This is a genomic window from Streptomyces sp. 135 (assembly GCF_020026305.1).
Classification (GTDB): Bacteria; Actinomycetota; Actinomycetes; order Streptomycetales; family Streptomycetaceae; genus Streptomyces.
The window spans coordinates 3,914,541-3,935,733 of record NZ_CP075691.1 but is presented as its reverse complement, the minus strand read 5'-3'; the positions used below and the strand labels follow the sequence as shown (position 1 = coordinate 3,935,733).

18 protein-coding genes and 1 tRNA gene are annotated in these 21,193 nt (G+C 71.9%); 8 read left to right on the top strand and 11 right to left on the bottom strand.

Annotated features, from left to right (window positions below; translation table 11 throughout):
- The first annotated feature begins 4 nt into the window (after positions 1-4).
- Positions 5-1,708 (top strand): DoxX family membrane protein, encoded by a 1,704-nt coding sequence (locus KKZ08_RS17625; protein WP_223775371.1) that lies wholly within the window; start codon positions 5-7, stop codon positions 1,706-1,708.
- Positions 1,709-1,803: 95 nt separating this feature from the next.
- On the opposite strand, the gene KKZ08_RS17620 is transcribed toward KKZ08_RS17625, so the two are convergent.
- The 3 genes from KKZ08_RS17620 to ugpC form a co-directional block, all read right to left on the bottom strand.
- A complete protein-coding gene (locus KKZ08_RS17620; RefSeq protein ID WP_223775370.1) occupies positions 1,804-2,523 on the bottom strand; it encodes a nucleotidyltransferase family protein in 720 nt (239 codons plus the stop codon).
- A gap of 62 nt (positions 2,524-2,585) precedes the next feature.
- Entirely contained in the window at positions 2,586-3,047 is a 462-nt protein-coding gene (locus tag KKZ08_RS17615) for a hypothetical protein (RefSeq protein ID WP_223775369.1), read from the bottom strand.
- 237 nt (positions 3,048-3,284) lie between these two features.
- Positions 3,285-4,421: a sn-glycerol-3-phosphate ABC transporter ATP-binding protein UgpC gene (gene ugpC / locus KKZ08_RS17610; protein WP_223775368.1), complete on the bottom strand. Its 1,137-nt coding sequence runs from the start codon at positions 4,419-4,421 to the stop codon at positions 3,285-3,287.
- A 249-nt stretch (positions 4,422-4,670) separates the two neighbouring features.
- Between ugpC and KKZ08_RS17605 the strand changes: the two genes are divergently transcribed.
- Positions 4,671-4,744: transfer RNA gene (locus tag KKZ08_RS17605), tRNA-Thr, on the top strand.
- A gap of 41 nt (positions 4,745-4,785) precedes the next feature.
- On the opposite strand, the gene KKZ08_RS17600 is transcribed toward KKZ08_RS17605, so the two are convergent.
- Positions 4,786-7,863, bottom strand: coding sequence for a hypothetical protein (locus tag KKZ08_RS17600; protein WP_223775367.1), 3,078 nt, complete (start codon positions 7,861-7,863; stop codon positions 4,786-4,788).
- A gap of 17 nt (positions 7,864-7,880) precedes the next feature.
- Positions 7,881-9,305, bottom strand: a complete 1,425-nt coding sequence (locus KKZ08_RS17595) for an FAD-dependent oxidoreductase (protein WP_223775366.1) — start codon at positions 9,303-9,305, stop codon at positions 7,881-7,883.
- 103 nt (positions 9,306-9,408) lie between these two features.
- Here KKZ08_RS17595 and KKZ08_RS17590 point away from each other — a divergent pair, with 103 nt between their 5' ends.
- From KKZ08_RS17590 to KKZ08_RS17580, 3 genes are all read left to right on the top strand, one after another.
- Entirely contained in the window at positions 9,409-10,203 is a 795-nt protein-coding gene (locus tag KKZ08_RS17590) for a thioredoxin domain-containing protein (protein WP_223775365.1), read from the top strand.
- Positions 10,204-10,237: 34 nt separating this feature from the next.
- Positions 10,238-11,125, top strand: a complete 888-nt coding sequence (locus tag KKZ08_RS17585) for an aminoglycoside phosphotransferase family protein (RefSeq protein WP_223775364.1) — start codon at positions 10,238-10,240, stop codon at positions 11,123-11,125.
- Between the two features lie 83 nt (positions 11,126-11,208).
- A complete protein-coding gene (locus KKZ08_RS17580; protein WP_223775363.1) occupies positions 11,209-11,682 on the top strand; it encodes a GNAT family N-acetyltransferase in 474 nt (157 codons plus the stop codon).
- A 59-nt stretch (positions 11,683-11,741) separates the two neighbouring features.
- Here the strand turns inward: KKZ08_RS17580 and KKZ08_RS17575 are convergent, their stop codons facing one another.
- Together KKZ08_RS17575 and KKZ08_RS17570 are read right to left on the bottom strand one after the other, a co-directional pair.
- The gene (locus KKZ08_RS17575) at positions 11,742-13,085 is read right to left on the bottom strand and encodes a GNAT family N-acetyltransferase (RefSeq protein ID WP_223775362.1); all 1,344 of its coding nucleotides are present in this window, start codon (positions 13,083-13,085) and stop codon (positions 11,742-11,744) included.
- Between the two features lie 72 nt (positions 13,086-13,157).
- Complete coding sequence (locus KKZ08_RS17570) at positions 13,158-14,342, bottom strand: NAD(P)-binding protein (RefSeq protein ID WP_223775361.1); 1,185 nt, start codon at positions 14,340-14,342, stop codon at positions 13,158-13,160.
- 175 nt (positions 14,343-14,517) lie between these two features.
- Here KKZ08_RS17570 and KKZ08_RS17565 point away from each other — a divergent pair, with 175 nt between their 5' ends.
- Complete coding sequence (locus KKZ08_RS17565; protein ID WP_223775360.1) at positions 14,518-15,231, top strand: pentapeptide repeat-containing protein; 714 nt, start codon at positions 14,518-14,520, stop codon at positions 15,229-15,231.
- A 432-nt stretch (positions 15,232-15,663) separates the two neighbouring features.
- Here KKZ08_RS17565 and KKZ08_RS17560 read toward each other — a convergent pair whose 3' ends face one another.
- The 3 genes from KKZ08_RS17560 to KKZ08_RS17550 are packed head-to-tail and all read right to left on the bottom strand — an operon-like array spanning position 15,664 to position 18,052.
- Complete coding sequence (locus KKZ08_RS17560; protein WP_223775359.1) at positions 15,664-16,176, bottom strand: hypothetical protein; 513 nt, start codon at positions 16,174-16,176, stop codon at positions 15,664-15,666.
- Between the two features lie 29 nt (positions 16,177-16,205).
- Entirely contained in the window at positions 16,206-16,862 is a 657-nt protein-coding gene (locus KKZ08_RS17555) for a response regulator transcription factor (protein WP_223779095.1), read from the bottom strand.
- 5 nt (positions 16,863-16,867) lie between these two features.
- Positions 16,868-18,052 carry a sensor histidine kinase gene (locus KKZ08_RS17550; RefSeq protein ID WP_223775358.1) on the bottom strand — a complete coding sequence of 395 codons (1,185 nt, stop codon included), beginning with the start codon at positions 18,050-18,052 and terminating at the stop codon, positions 16,868-16,870.
- A gap of 354 nt (positions 18,053-18,406) precedes the next feature.
- Here KKZ08_RS17550 and KKZ08_RS17545 point away from each other — a divergent pair, with 354 nt between their 5' ends.
- Both KKZ08_RS17545 and KKZ08_RS17540 read left to right on the top strand, forming a co-directional pair.
- Positions 18,407-18,964 carry a heme-binding protein gene (locus tag KKZ08_RS17545; RefSeq protein WP_223775357.1) on the top strand — a complete coding sequence of 186 codons (558 nt, stop codon included), beginning with the start codon at positions 18,407-18,409 and terminating at the stop codon, positions 18,962-18,964.
- 112 nt (positions 18,965-19,076) lie between these two features.
- Positions 19,077-20,522: a M1 family metallopeptidase gene (locus KKZ08_RS17540; protein ID WP_223775356.1), complete on the top strand. Its 1,446-nt coding sequence runs from the start codon at positions 19,077-19,079 to the stop codon at positions 20,520-20,522.
- A 7-nt stretch (positions 20,523-20,529) separates the two neighbouring features.
- On the opposite strand, the gene KKZ08_RS17535 is transcribed toward KKZ08_RS17540, so the two are convergent.
- Entirely contained in the window at positions 20,530-21,039 is a 510-nt protein-coding gene (locus KKZ08_RS17535) for a GNAT family N-acetyltransferase (RefSeq protein WP_223775355.1), read from the bottom strand.
- Positions 21,040-21,193: the final 154 nt, after the last annotated feature.

Below are 21,193 nucleotides of genomic sequence, written 5' to 3'. Positions count from 1 at the left end.
TTAGATGAGTGTGGACACCAGAACACCCCGCACTCCCACAGGGGGAAGCTCGTCAGGCTTCGACGAAGCTCCCGCGCTGAGCATGGTGAAGGTGCCGAGCGACCCGGCGCAGGTCATCGTCTCGCACGCGAGCTTCCGCGTGCAGCTCCCCGCCGCTGGGCGCATCCAATCCCCGCGTATCTCACGGCACTTGGGTCTCTCCGACGAGACGGTGCGCATCCCCGCCGCGGGGGCCGCCGCCAAGCGCCGCGCGCCCGTCGTCTGGAGCGGGAAGTCCGCGCCCGGCGATCCCGGCGCGACCGGACTGCTGCAAGCCGTGCGCGGCAGCGGCGTGCGCCGTTCGGCCGAAGAGGCAGGTCCCTACGACGACGGCAGCGCCACCCAGGTCATCCCGCGCGTCGCCCTCGACGACGGCCCCGAGGCCTCCCGGACGGCCGCGACACCCACCGTCGGACCCGCCCCCCAGACCCAGCTGCTGCCGCAGATGCGGATGCCCAGCAGCGACTACGACGAGCGGCTCGCCGAAGAGGACGAGCGGTTCGGCGAGTACGACTACAAGTACGAGTACGAGTACGGCGACGGAAACGCCGGCGTGGACGGCACCGACGTCGACGACGATGCCGACGACACGGCCGAGGAGCGCAGGCGGCGGCAGGGCGCCGAGCCCGTCCGGCACGCCTACTACCCCGGGCGCCGGATGAACCTCGGCGTCGTCCTCCTCCCGCTGCGCGTCTTCCTCGGCTTCATCTCCATCTACGCCGGCATGGGCAAGCTCTGCGACCCCGTCTACTTCGACGGCGGCCGGCGCGGCTCCATGGTCAAGTGGCTCACCTCGCTGCACCCCTGGGAACTCGCCGAGCCCCTGCGCGACTTCGCCCTCCAGCACCCGGTGGGCGCCGGACTCAGCATCGCCTTCCTCCAGGTCGTCGTCGGCGTCCTGACGGTGCTCGGGCTCTGGCAGCGGGTCGCCGCCTCGATCGGCGTGCTGCTCTCCGCCGCGCTCATCGTCACCGTCAGCTGGAAGACCGTCCCCGCCTACGACGCGCCGGACATCATCTACCTCGCCGCCTGGTCGCCGCTGATCATCGCGGGCGCCCCCGTCTACTCCGTCGACGGACGCCTCGCGGGAGAGGCCTGGCGCAGGCTCGGGCCGCGCGCCGACATCTGGGACCTGCGGCGGCGCGTGCTGCGGCGCGGCGGGCTCGTCGGGGCGGTCGTCATCGGCCTCACGCTGCTCCTCGGCTCGCTGCTCGGCGGCGCGGTGCGCGACGCGGACCGGGTCACCGTGCCCGGCCCCGGCGAGGCCCCGAGGAACGTGCTGCCGGGCTCCCCGCTCCCCGAGGACCCCGCGAAGAAGCGGCGCGAGAAGCGGTCGCAGAGCCCCTCCGCCTCCTCCGGGTCGCCGACGCGGGAGGGCGGTTCCGCGAGTCCCTCGCAGGGCGCGACGGTCCCGGACGCGGTCCCCGAGACCGGTGCGGCCGGGGTGGGGCAGCCGAGCCAGACGCAGGGCAGCAGCACGGGCCAGGCCCCGCCGCAGCAGTCGGCGCCGAAGCAGCAACAGCAACAGCAGCAGCCGTCGGCCTCGACCGCGGGGCCGTCGACCACCGGTGGCGGCACCGGGGGCGGCACGGGCGGCTCAGGCGGCTCGGGTGGCTCCGGCGGGGCCGAGGAGCCGGGCGGACTGCTGGGCGGTGTCCTCGGCAACTGAGTCCGTGAGTCGGTGGTACGTACGCCGAAGGGGCCCCGCACCGTGTGTGTGCGGGGCCCCTTCGGCGTACGTACGGGGAGCGGGCGGGAGCGGGGTCAACGGGCCTGGGCGGCCAGTTCCTTGGCGGCCTCGGTGAGGTCCTTCGCGGTGTCGATCGCGCGCCAGTAGGCGCCCTGCGGCAGCGGGAAGCCCGCGAGGCGCTTCTCGCGGGCCAGGCGCGGGAACGTGGTGCGCTCGTGGTCGCCGAGGTCCGGCAGGAGCGCGGTGAAGGACGCGGAGAAGACGTACACGCCCGCGTTGATGAGGTACGGGGACGGCGGCGCCTCGACGAAGTCCGTGATGTGGCCGAACGTGTCGGTCTCTACGGCGCCCCACGGGATGCGGGGGCGGGCCAGGGCGAGGGTCGCGGTGGCGTCCCGCTCGGCGTGGAAGGCCGCCATGTCGCGCAGCGAGAAGCGGGTCCAGATGTCGCCGTTCGTCGCGTACCAGGGCTGGTCCGCGTGCGGGAGGTGGCGGGCGGCGTACTTGAGGCCGCCGCCGCGGCCGAGCGGTTCCTTCTCGACGACCGTGGTGACGTTCAGCGGCAGGTCGGCCGAGTCCAGCCACTCCTGGAGGACCTCGGCGAGGTGGCCGCAGGAGACGACGGCGTCGGTCACGCCCTCCGCGGCCAGCCAGGCAAGCTGATGGCCGATGATCGGGGTCCCCGTGCCGGGGATCTCGACCATCGGCTTGGGCCGGTCGTCGGTGTACGGGCGGAGGCGGGAGCCTTGGCCTCCGGCCAGGACTACGGCCTGCGTGGGGTTCAGCGTGGTCATGCCGGAAACCCTACGCGGCGGTAGGCGCCGCCCCGCTCAGCCGTTGTACTCAGCCGCCCCGCTCAGCCGTTCTGATGGGCGGCGGCCACGCCCGACGCGAAGGACGTGTCACAGACGGGCCTGGAGTAGGACTGGGCGCGGGTCGGTCCGTACTTCCGCACGGCGGCGCGGCCGAGGGCCTTGGCGAGGGCGACGCAGTGGCGGGCGAGCGACGGGTGGCGGGTCACCTCCCGCTGGAGGTGGGTGAGCGCGACACCGGGGTCCTTCTCCTGGAGCTCGAGGAGGAGCCGGTCGCGCAGGATGTCCTGCGGGGCGCGGGACTTGGCCGGCACGGAGAGGTCGTCGGCGGATGCGGTGAGCATCGATTCCGAGGAGTTCCCCGACCAGTTGACGCTGGTGACCGCGAGGGTCCCGGAAAGCACCAGCATCACGGGCAGGACGAGAGCGAGCGTGCGGCCGATGCGGTGGGCGGGGCCACGGTGGGCTCGGCGCGGCTTCTGGGTGTAGTTGGCGGAGTGCGTCACGCGAGGCAGCGTAGCGCTAGGTGATGATTTGGAGACATTTAGTCACCCGGTCGAGCGACACCCAAGAAGGTTTTGCTTGCGCGGTGTTGACGTGGTGTGGGCGAAATGACCGGTGTGCCGGGGTATTTGTCGACAACATCGACAACGTCGACAACACGGTCGCCGCCTTCCGGGTCGGCGGATACGCCGAGGGGCCCCGCGCGTCGGCGTGGGGCCCCTCGGTGGGCGGGGCGGGGCTCAGTCGGAGAGGCGCTCGCCCGTCGACGTCGAGAAGACGTGGGTCTCGCCCGGGCGCGGTACGACGTGCAGCTGGGCGCCCTTCTCCGGGACCCGGCGGCCGTTCACGCGGACCACGAGGTCCTTGTGCTCGCCGTTGACCTCGGCGGAGCCGTAGACGTAGCCGTCGGCGCCGAGCTCCTCGACGACGTTCACGGAGACGGCGAGGCCGGCCGGGGCGTCCGCGGTCTCCTTGGAGAGGGACTTCACGGCGGCGCCGTCCTGCTCGACGATGTCGAAGTGCTCCGGGCGGACGCCGACGGTGACCGTGCGGTCGCCGCGGTCGGCGGCGGCGCTCAGGGCCTCGCGACTGACCGGCACCACGGAGTTGCCGAACTTCACGCCGCCGTCCGTGATCGGGACCTCGACGAGGTTCATGGCGGGGGAGCCGATGAAGCCCGCGACGAAGAGGTTCGCCGGGCGGTCGTACATGTTGCGGGGCGAGTCGACCTGCTGGAGGAGCCCGTCCTTGAGGACCGCCACGCGGTCGCCCATGGTCATGGCCTCGACCTGGTCGTGGGTGACGTAGACGGTGGTGATGCCGAGGCGGCGCTGGAGCGACGCGATCTGCGTACGCGTCGACACGCGCAGCTTGGCGTCGAGGTTGGAGAGCGGCTCGTCCATGAGGAACACCTGGGGCTCGCGCACGATGGCGCGGCCCATGGCCACGCGCTGGCGCTGACCGCCGGAGAGCGCCTTGGGCTTGCGGCCCAGGTACTCGGTGAGGTCCAGGATCTTCGCCGCGTCCTCGACCTTCTGGCGGATCTCGGCCTTGTTGACGCCGGCGATCTTGAGCGCGAAGCCCATGTTGTCGGCGACGGTCATGTGCGGGTAGAGCGCGTAGTTCTGGAACACCATGGCGATGTCCCGGTCCTTGGGCGGCAGGTGCGTGACGTCGCGGTCACCGATGCGGATGGCACCGGCGTTCACGTCCTCGAGCCCCGCGAGCATGCGGAGCGAGGTGGACTTGCCGCAGCCGGACGGGCCGACGAGTACGAGGAACTCGCCGTCCTCGATCTCGATGTCGAGGCCGTCGACGGCGGGCTTGTCGCCACCCGGGTAGATGCGGGTCGCCTTGTCGAACGTAACAGTGGCCATGGTGAGGGCCCCCTTCACCGGCAGGAACGTGCCGGACGATCCGAGTAGAGGGAGTGGTGTAGTCCACGTGAGTGAACTGGTCGTGACCGTACCCCGGAGGTCTGTGGTCTGTCAGTAGTCGGGGCGTGGCGTTCTCGTCGGTTCTCGACGGTCCTCGAAGGCGTTCGTCGGTGGTCGCGGATATTTTCGACGGGTGCGCGGGCGGTGTTGGTTACACTGCTCGGGCACGATCCGTACAGCGCCGTGCGCGCCTCCTTAGCTCAGATGGCCAGAGCAACGCACTTGTAATGCGTAGGTCGTCGGTTCGAATCCGACAGGGGGCTCGTGTAAGCCCAGGTCGGCTCCTCGCCGACCTGGGCTTTTCTCATGTCGAGGTGGGCAGAGAAGGGCGGAGGGCTGCTCTGACGCTGTGGGCGGGATCGGCGGCCAGCTGCTCGCGCACGGACGGATGGGACGCGTCGGTTCTCCGGTGCAGCGCGGTGGCGAGCGCGCGGCGGACGCGTACGTCGGGGTCGGCGGCCAGGCGGTGGCCCAGGTGTGCGGGTTCCCCGTGATCGGCCCACAGGATCGCCGCGAGGCTACGGATGGCCCATCCCTGGCTCGCCAGGAAGGCGAGATCGTCCTTGACCGTGTCACCGAGCTGCTGAAGCGCACGGGTCGGCCAGTAATCGGATTCTTCGCCCAGCAGTGCGTAGACGAGGCGCCGCACCTGGCTGCGTCGAGCCGTGTCCGTCGCGAGCGTGGCGGCGAGCACCACTGCTTGGCCACGACTGTCGCGCGGTCTGCCTTCGATGCGAAGCCCCCCGAGTTTGTGCGTGAACTGCCCGTCGAGCCTGTCGTGGTCCGACGGTGTGGGGGAGGTGGCCAGTCGCATCGCGGTCTCGAAGTGTTCGTCCTGCTGTGACCTGGCGAGGTGAGGGCCAAGGTTGGCGGCGGCGATCAGGTAGTCACCCCTGTCGCTCGATCCGACGTGCGGGTCGTCGGCCCGGGAGAGGAGCTCGGTGACGGCCCGGTCGATGTCGTCCGGTGACAGGTGTCGGATGAGATGCGAGTCGCCGATCGCGTTCGTCCCGGTGGAGTACACCCCGGCCGTGTGGTGGAGCGGTGTCGTGAGTCTCGTCAGGGCGTCCGCGACGACACCGGCATCGAGATCGCCGGGGTCCTCGAACGAAAGCATCTCGCTCGCCCACCGGTTTCCTGCTGCCGCGAGGGCGGCAAGGGGGGTGCGGGCGAGCGCTTGGTGCTTGTCGATCGCGGCGAGGGTGCTGTTCTTGCGCGCCGCTTGTGAACGGCCGAGCAGCACCACCAGATGGGGGATGACGCGATCTGCGAGCGCAGGCAGGGTTAGCGCGATCTTGGCCACCGCGACCGCTTCGTCCTCATCGTGGTACCGGTAATGGTTCTCCTCCACGGGCGGCTGCTTCTCGAAGTGGCTCAGTACGTCGTCCGCGCGGGTCGCGTCGAGGCGGTCGGCGATTCCTGCCAGCGCCTTGATCGCGTTGTTGTATCTCGACGTGGCGCAGGAGACCAGATCCGGCCGTAGTCCTGCCTCCGCGGCCGACAGCTCCTCGACGAGGCGCTTCGCCACCGCGTCGACGCGGTCGTCCGGTACCAGGTCCGCCTGTGTCGCCAGCAGCCTGTAACTCGTGCCGGCCTCCCAGTAGTTGGGCGCGTCCAACTCGCCGACGACGTCGATGAACTCGCGCGGACGGGACGTGCCGAGGTCCGCGATCGCCTTGGCCGCGCCCGCTCGGATGAGGTGACGAGCAGCCGGCGCGGGCTCGTCGGCCTCGGCGAGGATCGAGGCGAGGACCCGCCGGGCCCGTTGTTCTCCGGCCCAGTCGCCGACGGTCACGGCATCGCGCAGCGCACGTTGGGCCGCGATCGCCCCGGACCGGAGTCTGTGGTCGTGCAACGCCGTCAGAGCGTCCTCGTAGGCGCCGTCGGCGGCCGGCACGAGGGGGGCGGAGGTTCCCATCCCGCGGATCGCCGTCTGCAGGGGGAGCAGGTCGTCACTGGTGTAGGGGTTCCAGCGGGCACGGAAGGCGCGACGGCTGAAGATCCAGGTGGACGCTTCGCCCCACTGCCGTGCCAGCGACGCGGCGCCGGCCGCCTCGTCCCACGCGAGATCGGCCTCCTCGAACTTCTGGTGCAGAGCGCAGTCACGTGCGTAGCGTGCGGTCACCAGGCCCAGCAGGTCGTGTCCGAGGCTCAGCTTCCGGGCATCGGCGAGCAGGTCCGACCAGTCCGCAGTGGCTTCCGCGACAAGCAGTCGCAACCGCGTGCGCAGCACACGGTCGATGGCCGTGCCGCGTGCGAGTTCGGCGATGGCCGGGAAGGACCTCGTCAGCCATGTGCGGTCGTCGTCGGCCAATGCCGTCTCACCGGCGAGCAGCGCGAGTCGCGCCTGATCGCGCAGATCTCCGATCCGGAGAGTGCCGATGTCCGGGACGTACGCGGTCGGGTTCATGTAGAGGTCGACGGCGGCTTCACTGACGCGTCGATAGCGTTCGACCTGTTCGTTCCCGGCCTCGTGCGTCGTGGACTTCGACAGCTCGGTGAGGCGAGATCGTGTGAGTTGCGCCGTCGCCGACAGTCCCCGGTCGAGAGCGTCCCAGAAGTCGTCCAGGACGTGGCGCGCGGCTTCGTCGACGCGGCCCAAGCCGGCAAGCAGGCGTACGCGTTCCTTGTCGTGCTGTGCGGCATGCGGCCCGAATCCCGCGTCACGGAGTTTCGCTTGTCCCGCCTCGATGAGCGCGAGCGCATGCGCGGGTTCGGCGGCCGCGGCTGCTTCGTCGAAGAGTTCCTGGGCGCCCGTGGTGACCTCAGGAGTGCGCGCGATCGCCTCACGGACAGCCACGGCCTCTGCGTTGGGCACGACGCTTACGTCGATCCTGAAGGGGAGGCAGAACGCCTCTGCGGTGGGCATGCCGAAGAACTCGATGACGATGTCCGGTCGCCCGCGCAGGAGATACGACAGTTCCTGCGCGTCCCACAACTCCAGGCCGATCGGGTGGAGCGCCTGGCGCTGTACGGCGAGTTCCTCGACCGCCCGGACACTCCGGACCGTGGCGGCCACCCCGATGATGAGGCGGTCGACGGAGAAGGGGCGCACCGTCATGCGGAACTTGTTGACGGCCGCCCTGATCTCCGCCGCGCCGAAACGACGGTACTTCTTGCTCTGCAGCGCGGTGCCGCTGCCGTCCGACGCCAGGGCGACGATGTCGAGGCCGTACTGTTCCTGGCCGCGATCTCCGTACAACTGGGCGTGACGCAGGCCCTCCACGTCCCGCATCACCCGCCACTGCAGACGTTCGAAGTCCTCCCATGACAGGTCGTTGAAAGGGAGGATCTCCAGCTTGCCGATCACCGGTGCGGGCGCGGGAGCCGATGGCGCGCCGTTGAGCGACGATCCGAGCGGCAGGGGACGCCAGTCCGCCATGTTGTTCTCCTCGGTTCTTAGTGGCGGCCCGCCACCCGGTCCGCGAGGCGGGCCAGGCGGGAGGGCGTCGTGGTGTGGGTGGTGCGTTCGCGGTGGTCGGCCGCGTTGTACGTGGCGTACATGCCGTGGACGCCGAGCCAGCGGAAGGGTTCCGGTTCCCACTTGCGGACCTTGTGGTTGACCCAGGGGAGGGCCGTCAGGTCGGTGGGGCCCGCCTGGCCCGAGTCCTGCTGGACCAGGTCGCGCAGGGTGCGGGCGGCGAGATTGGCGGTGGCGACGCCCGAGCCGACGTAGCCGCCCGCCCAGCCGAGGCCCGTCGCGCGGTCCAGGGTGACCGTCGCGCACCAGTCGCGGGGGACGCCGAGGACGCCGGACCAGGCGTGGGTGACGCGGACGCCGGTGAGCTGGGGGAAGAAGCGGGTCAGGATGGTGTGCAGGGCCTCGATCGTGGCGGGGCCGGTGCGGCCGTCGTTGTCCGTCTTCGAGCCGTAGCGGTAGGGGACGCCGCGGCCGCCGAGCGCGATGCGGCCGTCGGCGGTGCGCTGGGCGTACATGTACGCGTGGGCCATGTCGCCGAGGGTCTCGCGGCCCTCCCAGCCGATGGACTCCCACTGGGCCGGAGTCAGCGGCTCGGTGGCGATCATCGAGGAGTTCATGGGGAGCCAGGTGCGGCGCTGGCCCTTGAGGGAGGCGGTGAAGCCCTCCGTGCAGCGCAGCACGTAGGGGGCGCGGACGGTGCCGTACGGGGTGACGGCGTGCTTCGGCTTGATCTCCGTGACCGGTGTCGACTCGTGGATCGTCACGCCGAGGGCCTCCACGGTCCGGGCCAGGCCCTTGACCAGCTTCACCGGGTGCAGGCGGGCGCCGTGCGGGGTCCAGGTGGAGCCGACGGCGCCCGCGACGCGCACGCGCTCGGCGGTCTCGCGGGCGCCGTGCAGCGTGCGGTCCTTCTCGCCGTAGGAGAGTTCCGTCTCGTGGAACGCCTTCAGGCGCGCCAACTGGGCGGGTGTGTACGCCACTTCGAGGACGCCGCCCCGGTGGATGTCCGCCTCGATCGACTCCTGTGCCGCGGTGCGGACCACCTCGTCGACCGTCTCGTTCATGGCCTGCTGGAGGCGGACCGCCGCCTCGTGGCCATGCAGTTTGGCGTAGCGGTCGCGGCCGGCGACGCCGTTGTAGAGCCAGCCGCCGTTGCGGCCGGAGGCGCCGTAGCCGCAGAACTTCTGTTCCAGGACGGTGATGCGGAGGAAGGGCGCCGCCTTCTTCAGGTAGTACGCCGTCCAGAGGCCGGTGTAGCCGCCGCCGACGACGCAGACGTCCGCCGTGGCGTCGGAGGTCAGGGGTTCGCGGGTCGTGGGCAGGCCGTCGTCCGCGTACCAGAACGATATGCCGCCGTTGACCGGGCCGTTCGCGTTGTCCGTGTGGGTCGTGCTGCTGCTCATGGGCGGACGGTACTGCGCAGGTGGGGGCGGTGGGCAGGGGGAGGCGCGGGATGGGCTCCGATACTTTGAGCGGTACGTGTCGCAAACTGGGAGGGCTCAACTCATGGCCGTACACAAGGCCGGACGCAGGACCGTGCGCGTCGCCACCGCGGTGGCCGCCGCGGCACTCATCGGCGTGACCGCGTCCGCCTGTGGTCCCGACGGCGGTGACAACGGCGGCGGAGCGGACAAGACCTCGTCGGCCGCGCCGAAGTCCAAGGGTCCCGGCTCCGAGGCTCCCGACGCCGGCGCCCCCGAGGCGAAGGCTCCGCCGGCGTCCAGCGCCCGGCTCGCCGACGTCGCCGCCTCGGTGAAGGGCGGCGTGATCACCGTCGGCGACCCGAAGGCCGGGCATACGGTCAAGGTGTACGAGGACTCGCGCTGCCCGTTCTGCAAGAAGTTCGAGGAGGGCGGGGCGCAGGCGCTGGTGGAGCCGGTGGCCGACGGCAAGGTCAAGATCGAGTACACGATCGCCTCGTTCCTCGACAAGAACCTCGGCGGCAGCGGCTCGGTGAACGCGGCGAACGCGCTGCGGGCGGCGGTGGAGGCCGGCAAATTCCCGCAGTACCACGCCGCCGTCTTCGCCAACCAGCCCGAGGAGGAGTCGGACGACGCCTACACCCCCGCCTTCCTGCTGAAGATCGCCGACAAGGTCGACGGGCTGCGGGGCGCCGCCTTCGACAAGGCGGTGACCAACGGGACGTACAAGAAGTGGGTCGGTGAGGCGATGACGGCCTTCACCGACGACGGGATCGAGGGCACGCCGACCGTCCTCATCGACGGTGAGAAGGCCGCCGGTGACTCGCTCTACGATCAGGCGGCGTTCGCCAAGGAGCTGAAGGCGGCCGGAATTTCCTGACGCCGACCGGACGGTCTTCGGTAGCGTGCCGGGCGTGATCGATATTCGTGTTCCGGACGAGTTGGTCGCCTCGCAGCACCTGTACGCCGGTGCCGCGGGGCGCGCCTTCATCGACGTACTGCCCGCGCGCGTACGGGAGTTCGTCGAGCGGTGGGATCTGACGCCGGACGGGGAGCCGATGCACGGCATGGCCGCGCTCGTGCTGCCCGTGGTGTGCGCCGACGGGACGCCCGCCGCGGTCAAGTTCCAGGTGCTCGACGAGGAGACCGAGGGGGAGCCGGTCGCGCTGCGGATCTGGGACGGGGACGGGGCGGTGCGGCTGCTGGAGCACGACGCCGGGACCGGCACGATGCTGCTCGAACGTCTGGATTCGCGGCGGATGCTGTCCACGATGGCCGACACCCGTGAGGCCGTCCTCGTCCTCGCCCGGCTCCTCGCCCGGCTGACCGCCGGGCCCGCTCCGGCCGGCATGCGGCGGCTCGGCGACATCGCGGCGCGGATGGTCGACGACCTGCCCGGCGCCCTGAAGTCGATCCCCGACCCGGCCGAGCGCGCGCTCGTGGAGCGGTGCGGGGGCGCGGTGCGCGAGGTGCTGGGCGAGGCCGGCGACCGGCTGCTCCACTGGGACCTCCACTTCGAGAACGTCCTGGCCGGCGAGCGTGAGCCGTGGCTCGCCATCGACCCCAAGCCGCTGGCCGGAGACCCCGGGTTCGACCTGTGGCCCGCCCTCGACAACCGGTTCGAGCCCGATGAGGTGCTGTGGCGGTTCGACGCGATGACCGAGGTCCTCGGGCTCGACCGGGAGCGGGCGCGCGCCTGGACGCTCGGGCGGGTGCTGCAGAACGCGCTGTGGGAGATCGAGGACGGGCGGCCGCCGGTGCCCGACGACATGGAGATCGCGCGGCGGCTGTTGGAGCGGTGAGGGGCCCTGTCCCCGGTGGGGCGGAGGCCCGGCTGGTGAGACGGCGTTGACCCGGGCCGGCCGCCGCTGGCTAGCCTGCCCCCATGATTCGTACCGCCACACCCGCCGACATCCCCGTCATCCACGCCCTGGTCCGCGACCTCGCCACGTACGAGAAGGCGCCCGACGAGGCGAAGGCCACGGAGGAGCAGCTGCGCGAGGCGCTGTTCGGCGAGCGGCCCGCGGCGTTCGCGCACATCGCGCAGGACGACGTGTCCGGCGAGGTGGTCGGCTTCTCGCTGTGGTTCCTCAACTTCTCCACGTGGCGCGGCGTGCACGGGATCTACCTGGAGGACCTGTACGTACGTCCCGAGGCGCGCGGCGGCGGGCACGGCAAGGCGCTCCTCACCGAGCTCGCCCGGATCTGCGTCGAGCGCGGCTATGAGCGGCTGGAGTGGTCCGTCCTCGACTGGAACGAACCCTCCATCAACTTCTACAAGTCGCTCGGCGCGCGGCCCCAGGACGAGTGGACCGTGTACCGGCTGACGGACGACGCGCTCACCGCGCTCGGGTCGTGACTCCTTAGGCCCCTTGGGCCCTTGGACCCCTTAACCCCTTGGGCCCCCTTACGGCTTACTCAGAACTCGTCGACCGTGTGCGGCAGCAGGGCCGTGCGGAGTGCCGCGTCCAGTGCCCGGGCCGTGCCCGGTGTGTGCTCCTGGGCGAGGCCCGCGCGGACGAGGGACTCCACGGGTGTCCCGCCGAAGTAGCAGGCGGCCAGGTCGCGTACGTCGAGGGTGAGGTCCGCCGAGCGGTCCGTCCTCTCGTACGTGGCGTGGCCGTCTGCCGTCGCCGCCGCTGCCGTCACCGTCAGGTGGTGACGGCCTGCGTTCGCGGGGAGGTGGTCGTCGCGCACGTCGAGGACCATGTCCACCGGGGCCGCCCAGGAGCGGGCGGTCAGCGCGGCGCGTACGTCGACGAGGCGGACCCGCAGGCCGGGGAACTGGCCCGTGACGCGCACCTGGTCGCGGTCGGCGGCGAAGAGGAGCAGCGGGTCGTCCTGGGGCCGGCCCCAGGCGCGGATCACGCCCGTCAGGTCGATCGAGGCGAGATAGCGCCACAGGGCGGCCGCGGCGGCCGGGGTGTCCGCCTCCAGGTCGTCCAGGCGGACAAGGCCGGGGGCGTCGTCGCAGGTCCGGGTGCGGTAGATCGCGTAACCGGCGATCGGGCCGCCGGGGTCGCCGAGGGTGACGACGCGGGGCGGTGACAGCTCGTCGTCGTCCTCGTCCTCCTCCACCATCCACTCCTCGCGCCACCAGGCCTCCGTGCGGGCGAGGCGGCCGGGGCGCTCGGTGAGGGTGCGGTCGTGGTACGGGCCGAGCACGTCCGGGACGTCGGCCGGGTCGAGCAGGCGCAGCGGGCGGGTGTCCGGGGCGATGCGCAGGGCCAGCGGGCGGCGGGAGTCGATCTCCACGGTGTTGCCGAGGGTGGCCGGGCCGAAGCCGAACCTGCCGTAGATCGCGTCCTCGGACGCCCACAGCGCGGCGACGGGCGCGCCGTCGGCCACGAGCTTTCCGAACAGCTCCCTGATCATCCCGGTGAGTACGCCGCGTCGGCGGTGCGTCGGTGCCACGGATACGAACGTCAGGCCGGGGCAGGGCAGTTCACCGCCCGGCACCGAGATGGTGAAGGGGAGCGCCGCGAGGAAGCCGACCAGTTCGCCCTCGTCGTAGGCACCGACGCGGACGCAGCCGAGCAGCAGGTCGCGGTGGTGCTTGCGCTTCTCGTCCTGCGGGCTCTCGTGGAAGACGAGGTACGCGAGGGACAGGGCGCGGTCGATCGCTGCCTCGGGGATGTCGCCGAACCGGATGGAGGGTTGGGTGGATTGGGCTGGGGGTCGGGTGGGCTGGGCTGGGGGTTGCGTGGTCTGGGTGAGTGGTTGCGTGGACTGGGTGGGGGGTTGGACAGGTTCCATATCCATATAACGGACGGTAGTTCCCGGGTGCTGTGCCGACGAGTGGATTTCGGCCGCGTGACCTCGGCGCTCCGGCTGTCAGCCCGATGCGGACTTGAGGTCGAGCCTCGACCTCGTCAGCGCCAGGGTCACCGCCTCCACCGCGCTGTTGAACGACACCTCGGACAGCAGGCCCGGCGCCGCGACCTGGTCGCCCGCCAGGTAGACGCCGTGGCCGCGGTCGATCCTCGGGCGGTCCCGCCAGGTGGTGCCCGGGCGGTCCAGCGCGCCCGTACGGCCGTTCGCCACCGAGGCGCGGCGCCACGTCAGGCGTTCGCGCCAGCCGTCGAAGCCGAGGTCGAGCAGGTGTTCGGCGCGGGCCACGCCGTCCGCCTTCGTCTCGGCGGGAGAGAGGGGGATCTGGGCCTGGACGAGCTGTTCGCCCGCCGGGGCCAGCGTGCGGTCCTGGGCGGTGAAGCGCTCCACCCAGCCTGTCCGGTCCAGGTCCGACACCGCGAACGCGTCCCCCCTGCGGGTGCGGAACGCCAGGTCGACCAAGGCGGTGCGGCCGCTCTCCCAGCGCAGGGAGTCGTCGCCGCAGAGGCGCCGGGCCGCGTCGAGGGACGTCGCCACGATGACCGGGCCGTTGCGGGGGACGTCGGCGAGGCTGTCGACGCGGGCCAGCGTCTCCACGCGTACGCCCAGGTTCCAGGCGAGCGCCGCCATGCGGTCGATGACCGAGGCCCAGCCGCCCCGGGGGTAGTGCGCCTCGGGAGGCAGCTTCGCCGCGCGGCGCAGGCGTTCCTGTACGAAGCGGGCGGAGAGCGAACCAGGGTCGTGGTGGAACGTCGCCACGGCGACGTAGTGCGCGGCGGCGCGTGCGCCCTCCTCGCCGACCTGGGCCGTTGCCCACGTGGTGAAATCCTGGTCCACCGGGGCCTGTTCGGGCTTGCGGCGCAGCAGCTTGAGCATGGCGAGCGGTGGTACGCGGTGCAGCGTGCCGTGGTGGTGGAGGCGCAGCCGGGTGCCTTCGAGGGGTGGCAGGGGGGCCAGGGGGCCGATGAGGTCGCGTTGCTTGAGCCAGGTCCAGTGGGGGCCGCCGTTGTAGAGGGCGTGCGGGCCCTCGTTCGTCCGGTACGGGCCCTCTGAGGTGCGGGCGCGGCCGCCGAGGGTGTGGTGGGACTCGTGCAGCGTCACGCGGGCGCCGGCCTCGGCGGCGGTGATGGCCGCGGTGAGGCCGGCGAAGCCGCCGCCGACGATGGTCAGGTGGGTGGCTTGGGGCATTGCGGGGGCTCCCTCGGGGTGCGGGGTGTCGGTTGTGGGTTCTGGCGTTCCCTTCACGAGGTGGACGGGTGGGGGGTGGGGGGATGTGACATCCCTCGGGGGGTGTGGGGTGGGTGGACGTGGGGGGACGGGCGGGCGTTGTGGCGTTGTCAGTGGTGGCGGGCACGATGGGGGCATGGCTCAGAAGGCGAAGGTGGCGAAGGGCTCGCGGGGTGCCGCGCGCGGGGGCGTGGTCAAGGAGGCTCGGCGGGCCGAGGTGCGGTTGCCGCCGCTGCGGCCCTTCGGGGGCGGGGAGCTGGAGCCCGACGGGGATTACGACGGGGTCGAGTTCCGCGGGCTCGAACTCGGGGGGCAGGACGCGGGCGGGGCGCTGTTCATGGACTGCGCGGTGTCGGGGTGCGGGGTCGGTGAGACCCGCCTTGCCAGGGCGCGGTTCGTCGACTCCGTGCTCACCGGGCTGCGGGGGGTGGGGACCGATCTCGCGGAGGCGTCGCTGCGGGATGTGGAGGTGGTCGACGCGCGGCTCGGTGGCGTGCAGTTGCACGGGAGTGTGCTGGAGCGGGTCGTGGTGCGGGGCGGGAAGATCGACTACCTGAATCTGCGGAAGGCGCGGTTGCGGGATGTGATCTTCGAGGAGTGCGTGTTGGTGGAGCCGGACTTCGGGCTCGCGTCCTTGGAGCGGGTGGAGTTTCGGGGGTGTGTGCTGCGGCGGGTGGACTTCAGTGGGGTGCGGATGAAGGACGTGGATCTGCGGGCGGTGGGGGAGCTGGATGTTGCGCGGGGGTTGGGGGCGTTGGCCGGGGCGGTGATCAGTCCTGAGCAGTTGATCGAGTTGGCGGCGGGGTTTGCGGCGGAGGTGGGGGTGCGGGTGGCTGGGGTGGGGAAGTAGCCGGTGGTCGCCTGGGGTGTGGGCCGGTGGGGGTCCGGTGCTGGTCGCCTGGGGTGCGGGTCGGTGGGGGTGCCGGTGCTGGTCGCCTGGGGTGCGTCTTGGGGGCGGGGCCGCGGGGGTATGTCCGTGCTCGCTATCTTGGCGCGGGCGATTTGCTGCTTCGGCGCCCGGGCGACCACCACGGCTGTGCCTCGCGCGCGTCTGGTCGCTCATCCCGTGCGTCTGTGGGGCGTCTGCGGCTCATGTGTTCTCCCGGCCGCGGGCGAGCCGCTGTGGGGCGTCGGTGGGTTTTGTTCGGCTCGGGGCGCGGTCGGCTGTGGGCGGGGCTCAGCCTTCCCTGGCCCTGCCTCGGTGTCTCGATGCCGAGTAACGGGCGGGTGGGTGGGGGAGATCCGGCGCGGAGCGGCGGGTCAGGGGGACCGCCGGGGGCGGTCAGGGGCCTGCTGGGGGGATACGGGGGTAGCGGGACTGGAGGGACCAGATCGCGGGGTTGTCCGCGAGGGAGTCGTGGAGGTCCGTGAGGTCCGCGATGAGGTCGTGGAGGAAGTCACGGGCCTCGCGCCGCAACTCCGCGTGGGAGAAGCTCAGCGGCGGCTCCTCGGGGTCCATCCAGTCCGCCTCGATGTCCACCCAGCCGAAGCGGCGCGCGAAGAGCATGCGGTCCGTGGACTCCGTGAAGTCCAGTTCCGCGTACTGGGGGCGGGAGGCCCGGCTGCCGAGCGGATCCCGGTCCAGGCTCTCCACGATGTCGCACAGCGCCCACGCGAAGTCCAGTACGGGAACCCATCCCCAGGCTGTGGACAGTTCCCGGTCCGCCTTGGTGTCCGCCAGGTACACGTCCCCGCAGAACAGGTCGTGACGCAGGGTGTGGACGTCCGCCCGGCCGTAGTCCAGCTCAGGGGGGTCCGGGAAGCGGGCGGAGAGGGCGTAGCCGATGTCGAGCACGGGTCGATGGTGTCACGCCGGAGCCGCCCTCACGGCAGCAGCCGCTGCTCCTTCGCCACCGCCACCGCACCCGCTCGCGTGTCGACGCCCAGCTTGTCGTAGATCCGGCCCAGGTGGGTCTTGACCGTGGCCTCGCTGATGAACAGGGCGCGGGCGATCTCACGGTTGCCGAGGCCCCGCGAGAGCTGGCCGAGGATGTCGCGTTCCCGGTCCGTGAGGGTGGGCCTCGGGGCCCGCATGCGGGCCATGACGCGGGAGGCGACCGGGGGCGAGAGCGCGGTGCGTCCCTGGGACGCGGCGTGGATCGCGGAGAACAGCTCCTCGGGGCGTTCCGCCTTCAGCAGGTACCCCGTCGCGCCCGCCTCGATCGCCCGCGTGATGTCCGCGTCCGTGTCGTAGGTCGTCAGGACCAGGACGTGGGGCGGGGCGCCGGGAGAGGGCGAGGTGATGCGTCGCGTCGCCTCCACGCCGTCGATGCCCTCGCCCAGCTGGAGGTCCATCAGGACCACGTCCGGCGTCAGCTTGGCGGCCAGGGCGGCCGCCTCCTCGCCCGTGCCCGCCTCGCCGACCACCTCGATGTCCGGCGCGCTGCCGAGCAGGGCGAGCAGGCCCGCGCGTACGACCACGTGGTCGTCGCAGACCAGGAGACGTACCGGCTGACGTACCGGCCGGCGAGGTGCGTTCATGACGTTCATGACGGGGACTCCAACGGGATCGATACGGAAAGGACCGTGCCCTCGCCCGGCGCCGACTCGATGGTCAGTGTGCCGCCGAGCTGGCCCGCCCGCGCGCGGATCGCGGGCAGGCCGTGGCCTCGTACGCCTGCCGCCGCTTCCCCCGCCGCGGGTGGTGTGAAGCCGCGGCCGTCGTCCGCCACGTCCAGGACCACCTGGTCGTCCAGGAGCGTCAGGGTCAGCGCCGCCGTGGTGGCGTCCGCGTGTTCGCGTACGTTGGCCAGCGCGCCCTGCGCGATACGCAGCAGCGCCGAGCTGACCCGGTCGGGCAGCGGCACCGGGGCGCCCTCCGCGTGGAAGCGGACGGTCAGGTTCGCGTCCGACTCCCGTTCCGCGAGCGCCCGCAGGGCCTCGGCGAGGCCGCCGCCGTCCGCGAGGTCGGCGGGCGCCAGGTCGTGCACGAAACGGCGGGCCTCGGCGAGCCCCCGTTCCGTGATCGACTCGGCGGTACGGACGTGGGTGCGGGCCCTGGCCGGGTCCGTGTCCCAGAGGCGGTCGGCGGCCTGGAGCAGCATCTGCTGGCTGGACAGGCCCTGGGCGAGGGTGTCGTGGATCTCCATGGACAGGCGCTGGCGTTCGGCGAGGGTGCCCTCGCGGCGTTCGGTGGCGGCCAGTTCGCGGCGGGTGCGGAGAAGGTCGTCGATGAGTTCGCGCTGACGTGCCGCCTGGCGCTGCATGTGCACGAAGACGGCGGCGGCCACCGCCGCCACGGCGGGCGGCGCGAGCAGCAGGTTCGGGTCGAAGCGGCCCGCGAGCTCCAGCTGCGCCGCGACGACGAACGCCGTCAGGACGGCCACCAGGGCGAGCGCGGCGCGTGTCGGCAGCGTACGGAGCCCGGAGTAGAACAGCGGCACCGCGCACCACGCGAAGCTCGGCGCGAGCACGACGAGGACCACCCAGACCGTGACCACCGTGCCGAGCCACAGGAGGCGGCGGGCACCCGGCGCCGCGCCGAGCGCCGGTCCCGAGGAGTACGACGCCGGGTCCTTCCGCGTCAGCGCGGCGACGGGGGACGGCAGGGCGTACAGCAGCGCGAGTGTCACCGAGAGCGCGATGATCCATGGCGTGCGCGGCTCACCGGGGTGCCGCAGCAGGAAGCGGGCCAGCGAGGCGCCGAGGAGGAGGAAGAACGCGGCGTGCATGACGGCTGCCAGCCAGCGGGCGTCGGGGTCGGGTGCGGTGCCCGCCGGGTGGGAGCGAAGGGTGACTGGACCTGGACCTGGACCTGGGACTGGGCTTGGCGGGTGCGGGGTCGGCCTGTGTCGGTCCACTGTGGGCCACCCTCTCGTCGTGATGCCGTGACGCGTGCGTTGAACTGGGCAAACACCCTCATTGTGACCCGGTGGGGCCACGCTCGGGTCAACCGATCGGCTGACCCCGTTGTCGGTCGGGTGGCGTCCGGCTCCCAGCCGGTACGCCGAGGGGTGCGGGGTGGGACCCGGCTGAGGATTGAGGCGTCACCGCACATCAGGCAGCCCACACCACCAGGAGTCCCGATGCAGAAGCTCTCCCGCCGTACCCGCGTCCTCACCGGTGCCGTCGCCGTCGCCGCCCTCGGCGCCGGGACCTTCGGTGCCGTCTCCGCCAGCGCCGGCACCCCCGACGCCGCCACCAAGGCCGCCGTCACCGCCGACGCGGGCGACAAGAACCTCACCCACTCCACGCACCTCACGGTGGCCGCCGCCACGAAGGCCGCGCAGGCCGCGCTGGACGCCGCGAAGAAGGAGAACCAGCGCGTCACCGTGGCCGTCGTCGACCGCAACGGCAACACCGTCGTCACGTTGCGCGGCGACGGCGCGGGCCCGCAGTCGTACGAGTCGGCCGAGAAGAAGGCCTACACCGCCGTCTCCTGGAACGCGCCCACCTCCGAGCTGGCCAAGCGCCTGGAGCAGGCCCCGAACCTGAAGGACATCCCCGGCACGCTGTTCCTCGCGGGCGGCGCCCCGGTGACCGCCAAGGGCGCGCCCATCGCGGGCATCGGCGTCGCGGGCGCCCCGAGCGGCGACCTGGACGAGAAGTTCGCGCGAGCGGGCGTGACAGCCCTCGCCCGCTGATTTCAGGGTGCCCCAGGCTCCCGGGATTTCCGGTCTCCGGGCTCCCCGTCGGGGGCACCGCGTCAGGGTCGGCCGGCCCAACACCGAACAATTGCCGCATAAGATCACCGGCGTGGACCTGCGATCTCCGGCCGCCCGAGCCGCCACCGTGCCCCGTACCCTCGCCTGCGCCCTCGCGCTGCTCGTCGCCGTCAGCGGGTGCGCCGGCTCGGGTGTGGACGGCACCCCCGGGGCGGACGGCGTGCGCGACCCGTACTTCCCGAAGCTGGGCAACGGCGGTTACGACGTCACGCACTACGGCCTGACCCTCGGCTACGACCCGGAAGGGCGCCACCTCACCGGCACCGCCGAGATCACCGCCCGCGCCGCGAAGAACCTCAGCTCCTTCAACCTCGACCTCAAGGGCCTCGACGTCTCGGCGGTCACCGTCGAGGGCAAGGCGGCCCGCTTCCAGCGCGCGGGCCAGGAGCTGAGGGTCCGCCCGGCCGACGAACTCGACCGGGGCGAGACGTTCGTGGCGACCGTCCGCTACTCCGGCACCCCCGAGACCATCACCGACGCGGACGGCTCCGAGGAGGGCTGGCTCAAGACGGCGGACGGCGCGCTCGCGCTCGGCCAGCCGGCCGGCTCCATGGCGTGGTTCCCCGGTAACCACCACCCGAGCGACAAGGCCTCGTACGACATAGCGATCACCGTCCCCAAGGGGGTGACGGCCGTCTCCAACGGCGAGTTGACGCGCGAGTCGACCAAGAACGGCCGCACCACCTTCGCCTGGCACAGCGCCGAACCGATGGCGAGTTATCTGGCGACCGTGGCCGTCGGGGAGTACGAGATGAAGACGACGGCGACCGAGGACGGGCTGCCGGTCATCACGGCCGTCGACCCCTCGCAGGCGAGGGCGGGCAAGAAGGCGCTCGCGAAGATCCCGGACATCCTGGAGTGGGCGGAGTACAACTTCGGGCCGTACCCGTTCTCCTCGGCCGGCGCGATCGTCGACCGCGAGGAGGACGCCGCGTACGCCCTGGAGACGCAGACCAGGCCCGTCTTCCCCGGCCCCCCGGAGACCGGGCTCATCGTCCACGAGATGGCCCACCAGTGGTTCGGCGACTCCGTCACGCCGAGGTCCTGGCGGGACATGTGGCTCAACGAGGGCTTCGCGACGTACGCGGAGTGGCTGTACGAGGAGGACCAGGGCGGCGACAGCGCGCAGGACACCTTCGAGGCGCTGTACGAGGGCGACTACTACGAGGACGCCGAGGACAACGAGGCGATCTGGGACTTCCCGCCCGCCAAGCCGACGGACGCCGCGCACATCTCGGATCCGCCGGTCTACGAGCGTGGCGCGATGGTCATCCACAAGATCCGCCGGGCGGTGGGCGACGACGCGTTCTACGACATCGTGCAGGGCTGGGCGAAGACGTACCGGCACAAGAACGCGGACACCAGGGACTTCACCGAGTACGTGGAGAAGCACGCGGGCAGCGACGAGGCGCGCGAGAAGGTCGGCCGGATCTGGGGCGACTGGCTGTACGGCGACGGCAAGCCCGACCGCCCCTGAGGCGTGCTCACAGGGGCTTGCGCAGGACCGCGCACGGCCGGTGCGGGGCGCGGTCCTCGCGGTGCCCGATGACGAGATAGCCGAGCGCGGTCCAAAAGCGCAGGGCGGCGGGGTTGTTCTCCAGGACGGCGAGGCGCACCGCCGCGTGCCCCGCCGCCCGCAAGCGGTCCTCGACGAGGCGCACCAACTCCCGGCCCACGCCCGTACGGTGCAGCTCCGCGGCCACGATCAGCAGTCCGATCCACGGGTCGGGATCGGCGGGATCGGGACGGCGGGCGAGGGTGATGACGACACCGGCGAGCCGCCCCTCGGAGCGGGCGAGCAGCACCTTGGCGTCGGGGTGGGCCAGTCCATCCGCGAGCGCCTTGGTGACCTGCTCGACGCGGATGCCGTCGGGGTCGGGGAAGTCCCCGCTGAGGGCGGAGAACTCCCGGTTCGCCGCGTACAGCGCGGTCACCTCGGTGAGGAGGTGACCGGGCAGGGCTCCGTCGACGGCGGTGAGCGGTTCGAGGATCATGCGCGGCAGGCTAGGGCCTGTCCGACCATTCCCGCCTGCCTCGCGACGCCATGCACGCTCCCCCGAGCTCTTCGAGCAGGGGGTGCCCCCACTCGCCGCACCGGGCGCAGAGCCAAGTACATCCAGTACGAGGCCCTACGCCCGGCACGCCGAG

Bases quoted from the DNA above. Each gene is read 5' to 3' on its own strand.
- KKZ08_RS17625 (WP_223775371.1), top strand. From the start codon at position 5: ATGAGTGTGGACACCAGAACACCCCGCACTCCCACAGGGGGAAGCTCG.
- KKZ08_RS17620 (WP_223775370.1), bottom strand. From the start codon at position 2,523: ATGACCACGCTGAACCCCACGCAGGCCGTAGTCCTGGCCGGAGGCCAA.
- ugpC (WP_223775368.1), bottom strand. From the start codon at position 4,421: ATGGCCACTGTTACGTTCGACAAGGCGACCCGCATCTACCCGGGTGGC.
- KKZ08_RS17600 (WP_223775367.1), bottom strand. From the start codon at position 7,863: ATGGCGGACTGGCGTCCCCTGCCGCTCGGATCGTCGCTCAACGGCGCG.
- KKZ08_RS17595 (WP_223775366.1), bottom strand. From the start codon at position 9,305: ATGAGCAGCAGCACGACCCACACGGACAACGCGAACGGCCCGGTCAAC.
- KKZ08_RS17590 (WP_223775365.1), top strand. From the start codon at position 9,409: ATGGCCGTACACAAGGCCGGACGCAGGACCGTGCGCGTCGCCACCGCG.
- KKZ08_RS17580 (WP_223775363.1), top strand. From the start codon at position 11,209: ATGATTCGTACCGCCACACCCGCCGACATCCCCGTCATCCACGCCCTG.
- KKZ08_RS17575 (WP_223775362.1), bottom strand. From the start codon at position 13,085: ATGGATATGGAACCTGTCCAACCCCCCACCCAGTCCACGCAACCACTC.
- KKZ08_RS17570 (WP_223775361.1), bottom strand. From the start codon at position 14,342: ATGCCCCAAGCCACCCACCTGACCATCGTCGGCGGCGGCTTCGCCGGC.
- KKZ08_RS17565 (WP_223775360.1), top strand. From the start codon at position 14,518: ATGGCTCAGAAGGCGAAGGTGGCGAAGGGCTCGCGGGGTGCCGCGCGC.
- KKZ08_RS17555 (WP_223779095.1), bottom strand. From the start codon at position 16,862: ATGAACGCACCTCGCCGGCCGGTACGTCAGCCGGTACGTCTCCTGGTC.
- KKZ08_RS17550 (WP_223775358.1), bottom strand. From the start codon at position 18,052: ATGCACGCCGCGTTCTTCCTCCTCCTCGGCGCCTCGCTGGCCCGCTTC.
- KKZ08_RS17545 (WP_223775357.1), top strand. From the start codon at position 18,407: ATGCAGAAGCTCTCCCGCCGTACCCGCGTCCTCACCGGTGCCGTCGCC.
- KKZ08_RS17535 (WP_223775355.1), bottom strand. From the start codon at position 21,039: ATGATCCTCGAACCGCTCACCGCCGTCGACGGAGCCCTGCCCGGTCAC.